Annotated in this window: 6 protein-coding genes; all 6 read left to right on the top strand. The window is 41.8% G+C overall.

Annotated features, from left to right (window positions below; translation table 11 throughout):
* On the top strand, positions 1–483 hold a 483-nt coding region (locus BMZ22_RS16395), incomplete at its 5' end, for a flavin reductase family protein (protein WP_090087672.1).
* Positions 484–513: 30 nt separating this feature from the next.
* A complete protein-coding gene (locus BMZ22_RS16390; RefSeq protein WP_090087669.1) occupies positions 514–1,338 on the top strand; it encodes an FAD synthetase family protein in 825 nt (274 codons plus the stop codon).
* 29 nt (positions 1,339–1,367) lie between these two features.
* The gene (locus BMZ22_RS16385; protein WP_090087667.1) at positions 1,368–2,153 is read left to right on the top strand and encodes a 2-keto-4-pentenoate hydratase; all 786 of its coding nucleotides are present in this window, start codon (positions 1,368–1,370) and stop codon (positions 2,151–2,153) included.
* A 267-nt stretch (positions 2,154–2,420) separates the two neighbouring features.
* Positions 2,421–3,941 carry a spore germination protein gene (locus tag BMZ22_RS16380; RefSeq protein WP_245745526.1) on the top strand — a complete coding sequence of 507 codons (1,521 nt, stop codon included), beginning with the start codon at positions 2,421–2,423 and terminating at the stop codon, positions 3,939–3,941.
* Positions 3,938–5,047 (top strand): GerAB/ArcD/ProY family transporter, encoded by a 1,110-nt coding sequence (locus tag BMZ22_RS16375; protein ID WP_177183478.1) that lies wholly within the window; start codon positions 3,938–3,940, stop codon positions 5,045–5,047. The genes BMZ22_RS16380 and BMZ22_RS16375 overlap by 4 nt, the downstream gene beginning before the upstream one ends.
* The gene (locus BMZ22_RS16370; protein WP_090087662.1) at positions 5,037–6,179 is read left to right on the top strand and encodes a Ger(x)C family spore germination protein; all 1,143 of its coding nucleotides are present in this window, start codon (positions 5,037–5,039) and stop codon (positions 6,177–6,179) included. Before BMZ22_RS16375 ends, BMZ22_RS16370 begins: the two co-directional genes overlap by 11 nt.
* Positions 6,180–6,208: the final 29 nt, after the last annotated feature.

Raw genomic sequence — 6,208 nt, 5'->3', positions numbered from 1 at the left:
ATGGATAATCGTCAATTTCGTAATGCGATGGGGAAATTTGCGACAGGGGTTAATGTGATTGCAACTGAAGTTAATGGTGAGGTACACGGGATGACCGCGAATGCATTTATGTCCGTGTCAATGGATCCGAAGCTGGTGATTATTTCGGTTAAAGAAGATGCCCAGATGCTGGATAGAATCAAGGAAAGTCAAACGTTTGCAATCAGTGTTTTGTCTGAAGAGCAGCAAAAAATGTCGATGACGTTTGCCGGGCAGATTGATAACGATGAGCCGGTTGAATTTGAATACCTTGACGGGAAACCGGTCTTGCCGAATTCACTGGCACAGATTGCTTGCGACGTTTCAAGTGAATACGTGGAAGGTGATCATACGTTGTTTGTCGGTAAGGTGACCGATATTCAATTGGAAGACGGGCAACCATTAATCTTTAACTGCGGACGTTATCATTCCCTGGAGAATGAAAAAGCCAACTCAGCTTCATGATTAAAGCATGACAAAGGAGCAGTTATCATTATGGAAACCATATATCTGAACGCCGCAAATCTTGACTATTGGAAAAAGAAATCAACTTCAAATGTAATGGCTCTCGGCTTTTTTGACGGCATTCACAAGGGTCACCAAAAGGTGATCCGGACTGCCGTTAACAAGGCGAAAGAACGCGGTGTCGCGGTGACGGTGATGAGCTTCTTCCCGCACCCGAAAACCGTTTTGTCGAAAGGCAATGAGACGTTTGATTATATCATGCCGCTGACCGAAAAAGGGAAGGTCTTGGCACAGCTGGGTGTTGATACCTTTTATATTGTTGAGTTTGACAAATCGTTTGCATCGCTTTCGCCGGAAGCGTATGTGTCGAATTACTTGGTTGACTTTGGTGTCGAACACGCTGTTGCCGGCTATGATTTCTCTTACGGCAAGTTTGGCGCCGGTCATGTGGGACGGATGGAAGACGACTCCGGCGGCAAATTGGGTGTGACAAAAGTCGATAAGGTTTCGTATCAAGGCCAAAAAATCAGCTCTACGTGGATCCGTCAGTTGCTTTCAACCGGCGACATGAAAACGCTGCAGCATATTTTGGGACGGTCTTATGAATTGGCATGCAAATGGGACGGCCGAGCATTCCATCCTTTATCACAATATACCGTCCCTGCCCCGGGATCTTACATGGTAACGATTGAAACAAAAAATCATCCAATCCTGACAAAGGTTGAAGTGGCGGAAGATCAACAGACTATTTTACCGCTTGAATTTGATCAAGCAACCATGACAAGCGGAGACCGTATAGCCATTACGTGGCACAGGCGTGTCCAAGATCACATTATGTATTCTTATTCAGTATAAATCAAGTCATGTATCCGAGGAGAATGTTGATGAATATTCACCAAGCTGCTTCCACGCTTCTGGAAGCTGAAAGCGATAGGAAATCGATTGAACGATTCACCTCATCAGCGGAAGCGATTTCTGTTGATGAGGCCTATCAAATACAACTCGAAATCGTTCGCCGCAAACGCGAAAAAGGTGCTGCCGTCATCGGTAAAAAGATCGGATTGACAAGTCAAGCGATGCAGGAGATGTTAGGCGTCGATAAACCGGATTATGGTCATCTGTTGGATAACATGGTTTTCGAGGAAGACACCGTTATTTCACTTGATCAATTTATACAGCCAAAAGTTGAATTTGAGATTGCATTTGTCCTTCATCACGATTTGCAAGGGCCGGGCGTAACCGTGACGGATGTCATCAATGCCACTGACTATGTTACCCCGGCTATTGAAGTTATAGACAGCAGGATAAAAGACTGGCAGATCCAATTTGAAGATACGGTCGCCGATAATGGATCCTCGGCAGGTGCTGTTTTTGGCAATGCACAACAAGCTCTCAGTGATATTGACCTCCCTGCAACTGAAATGACCGTCTATAAGAACGGTACATTTTTGGATCGTGCAGACGGATCGGCGGTGATGGATAATCCAGTCAACGCAGTTGTTTGGCTCGCGAATGCCCTTGGCGAATATGGAATCTCATTAAAAAAAGGTGAGAAAATCCTGGCCGGTGCCTTGTCAAAAGCTGTACCGGTTGAAGATGGTGATTCATTCGAAGCAGCGTTTGAAAAACTTGGCACTGTCAAAGCAAGTTTTCAAAAAAAAGATGAATAAAAGCATATAATCCCAACAGAGGCTATTTTTTATATGAAATCAAAAACAGATACCAAGAACACAGTTTATAAACTTAATCTGAACGTTCTTTCGTCTTCTATACATTGATCCCTCGCCCTCCCCTGCCATACCCTCATGAAATATGGGTGTATGGATTTTTTTATTTCTACACTACCTATGACAAGTTTCCCATACCACACGCTTTAAAAGACTTTAAAATAAATTTTATTCTTTTGGTCAAACTAAGAGAAAAAGTGTGGTGGGTATGTGAAATTATTAAAAAAGTTCCTTGGAAAAAAAGAAGATAATAATTACATGAAAGATTACCGCAACCTTGAAGATACAAAACAAATTTCATCCAAGTTGGATGATAACCTTTCATATATTCAACAAAAACTAAATCATCCAAGTGATCTGCAAAAAATGTATTTAAAAGATGGCAAGGCATTACTTGTTTATTTGGAGACCTTGTCAGACCAGGATAAAGTAAATGAAAAAGTTATCCTCCCGCTTTCTAAAATGGATAATAACCAAATTCAAATAAAAAATATGGAATCAACCGGAAAGCAGCACACTGATTTACACGAAGGCATCAAACAGTTGCTGAAAGGGCATGCTTTACTGTTCATTAAAGGAACGCCGGAACTATATACCTTCAATGCTACGGCTATACATAACCGCTCGGTCGACGAACCTGCAAATGAAAAAGTCGTTCGCGGTTCACATGAAGGTTTTGTGGAAAATATAATTATCAATATTAATTTGATCAGGAAACGGATTGAAAGTACTGACTTGGCGGTACGGTATTATAAAGTAGGAGAAAGGTCGAACACAAATGTAGGCGTTCTATTCATGCAAAGCCTGGCAGATCCCGAGGTAGTGAAAAAACTGGATGAACGTCTGAAATGGATAACTTCTGACACCATCATAAGCCCGGGTTATGTGGAAGAGTTTATTGAAGATACACCCTCTTCGCCTTTTCCGCAAATGTTGAACACTGAGCGCCCTGATGGTGTAATGTCTGACCTTATGGAAGGAAGAGTGGCTGTGATGGTGGAAGGCAGTCCAACAGCTTTGATTTTACCGGTCACTTTAATGGCTTTTTATCAAACACCGGATGATTACAATGGCCGTTGGATTGCAGGCAGTTACCTGAGAATGATCAGGCTGCTAAGTTTTTTTCTGGCTGTAACACTTCCAGCTTTCTACACGGCAATAATTGCTTTTCATTTTGAATTTATTCCAAATGATCTGGTCCTGCCAATCAAAGCCTCAATTGACGACATTGCTTATCCGCCGATTTTGGAAGCCTTGGTTATGGTTATCACAATTGAACTAATAAGAGAAGCAGGGGTACGGCTGCCGACGCCGGTCGGTCAGACGATTGGTATCGTTGGAGGGTTGATTATAGGTGATGCAGTGGTGCGTGCAGGACTGATTTCGAATGTGATGATCGTTATTATTGCTACAACAGCGATTGCTTCGTTCGTCGTTCCTTCCAATGAAATGAGCACAACAGTACGCATACTTATTTACCCAATGATTTTATCAGCAGCTTTGCTGGGATTTGTAGGCATCACTTTTGCTTCAATGATTATTTTAATCCATTTGTGCAAACTCGAATCATTTGGCACCCCTTATTTTTCTCCTTGGGCGCCTTTGAAATGGAACGAATTGAAAGATACATTTATCAGGGTACCGGTTTGGAAAATGAATCAGCGGCCATCTGATACACAAGTCGAGGAGCTTAATAGACAAAGGGAGTCAAGAGGGTGGAAAAAAACATGAGTTCGGGAAATAATATTACCCAACAACAGCTTTTTTTTCTCGTCATTCAGGCGCAGATAGGAGTAGGTATATTAAGTCTTGCTTTCAATGTGTTCGACACAGCCCGACAAGATGGATGGATATCCATGCTGGTGGCAGGGTTGGCGATCCAGGTAGCTATCGTTGTTATTTGGATGCTATGCAGACGTTTTCCGTCTTCTATGCTGTTTGATATTCTTTCACGCCTATTAGGGAAATGGATTGGTAATATTGTCAATTCAGGTTATTTAATTTATTTTACCTTTACGGCTGCTGCTGTTCTCGCTGTAAATGCTCAAGTCATTAAAAATTGGATATTGCCAGCAACACCATCATGGGTCATTTCATTTTTAATGACCTTTACAGGCATTTATGTTTGTACGGGCAACCTCCGTGTTTTAGCTCGCTTTTTTACCGTTGTATCTGTGTTATTGGTTGTCCTGTTTCTTGTGACAACATATGGACTCCGGGAAGCAAATTTCATCCATTTATTTCCTATCGGCGAGGCTGGCGGGATGAAAATTTTGTCAGGGGCAAAGGAAGCAATTTTAGCTATTCTTGGATTTGATTTATTGCTGGTGATATATCCGTTTGTGCAAGGAAAAAGTTCAGGAATACTGAAAAAGGTATCCCTGGCCAATTTATTGGTGACATTGTTTTACACGTACACGATTGTGATAACCCTGGCCTACTTCAGCCCTAACGAATTAAAACTGGTACCTGAGCCGATCATTTACATGCTGAAAACGTTCGAGTTTCCTGTCTTTGCACGTGTGGATTTGGTTTTTTTATCAATTTGGCTCGTTTCGGTTGCCACATCTTTTATGATTTATTTGTTCATGGCGTCTAAAGGGATAGCCTATATGTTTCATCGTTCAGAAAAACATTACAAATTCGTCCCCTGGCTGGGCGGGATGGTGTTCATTGTTTCGCTTATACCCGGAAACGACGAACTGAAAGTATCGGCAATGAGTACATATGCCTCTAATTTGAGCTTTATTTTCACAATGGGGATCCCTGCATTTTTACTGATCATATCTTATTTATTCCGGAAAAAGGAAAATGAGGTGAAGGCGGATGATAACTAAACGGCTCGGCCAGCTCATTTTACTGTTGGGGTGCCTGATATTCACTGCAGGGTGCTGGGATCAGAGGCTGTTCAAGGAGGCACAGCTTGTCCTGAGCGGTGGAACGGATTTGACGGATTCGGGAAAAATTTCTATGACTGTGTCTCTTCCATATGTGCGGAAATCTGAACAGGGGATGGGAGAGGAAAGTGTGCAAATTATTTCAGCACATGGCAATACACCCAGAGAAGCAAGGATGAATATAGATAAAAAAATCCCTGGAAATCTTGATGCTTCAAAAATGAAAGTTGTCGTGTTGGGTAAAAAAGTGACAGAACAAAAAATCTACCCGGTCCTTGATGTTTTTTATCGTAACCCGAAAAGCAACCTCAGTGCTCTTTTGGCAGTAGCAGAAGGTCCGGCGAAAGCGATCCTTTCAAAGGATTCTGCAGACACCCCAAAAGTTAGTGATTATTTAAGAAATTTGCTCAAGAGCGCAGAGACATCATCGATTATCCCGACACAGAACATTCAGGATGTTTTTTCTGTAATGTTTGATCCAGGGAAAGATTTTATGCTGCCTTTATTGAGCTTGGGTAATGTGGATATAGAAAATTCCATTAATAATATAAAAGGTTTGGCTATTTTTAGTGGGGAACAATATACAGGGGAATATTTAACCCCTGAGCAGGGTGTGTTATTCCAGCTGATGGATAACAATAAAGGCAGGAGAGCGCGATTAACGAAAAAAATCAGTGAAAACCGCGACCCCGAGATTCTTAATTATATCACCATTGATGTCAATACAGTAAACAGCCGTATGGATCTGAAAGTCAGCGACAATAACGAAATAACTGTAGATCTGACGACAGACCTGACCGTTAAAGCTATTGAATATCCGAAAGATCAGCTTACCAATCGGAAAGAATTCAATAAACTGAACGAGTCACTTTCCAAAAGTTTTACACAAGAAGCCGATAAAATCATTCAGAAACTGCAGGAAGCCAACAGCGACGCCCTTGGTATCGGGAGAAAAATAATTGCTTTTCATCATGATACATGGGAAGCCCTGGAGTGGGAGGAAACATACCCTGAAATAACGATCAACACGAAAGTAAATGTTGAACTCGTTCAACGCGGGATTATTCATTAGAGGTATGAGGAATAACAGCGCTTAAAGAC

It is taken from the genome of Lentibacillus persicus, assembly GCF_900112705.1.
Lineage (GTDB): Bacteria > Bacillota > Bacilli > Bacillales > Amphibacillaceae > Lentibacillus > Lentibacillus persicus.
This window is presented reverse-complemented; position numbering and strand designations above follow the sequence as displayed.

What these genes read in the sequence shown, in the direction of transcription:
- BMZ22_RS16385 (WP_090087667.1), top strand. Translation starts at nt 1,368, where the DNA reads ATGAATATTCACCAAGCTGCTTCCACGCTTCTGGAAGCTGAAAGCGAT.
- BMZ22_RS16390 (WP_090087669.1), top strand. Translation starts at nt 514, where the DNA reads ATGGAAACCATATATCTGAACGCCGCAAATCTTGACTATTGGAAAAAG.
- BMZ22_RS16375 (WP_177183478.1), top strand. Translation starts at nt 3,938, where the DNA reads ATGAGTTCGGGAAATAATATTACCCAACAACAGCTTTTTTTTCTCGTC.
- BMZ22_RS16370 (WP_090087662.1), top strand. Translation starts at nt 5,037, where the DNA reads ATGATAACTAAACGGCTCGGCCAGCTCATTTTACTGTTGGGGTGCCTG.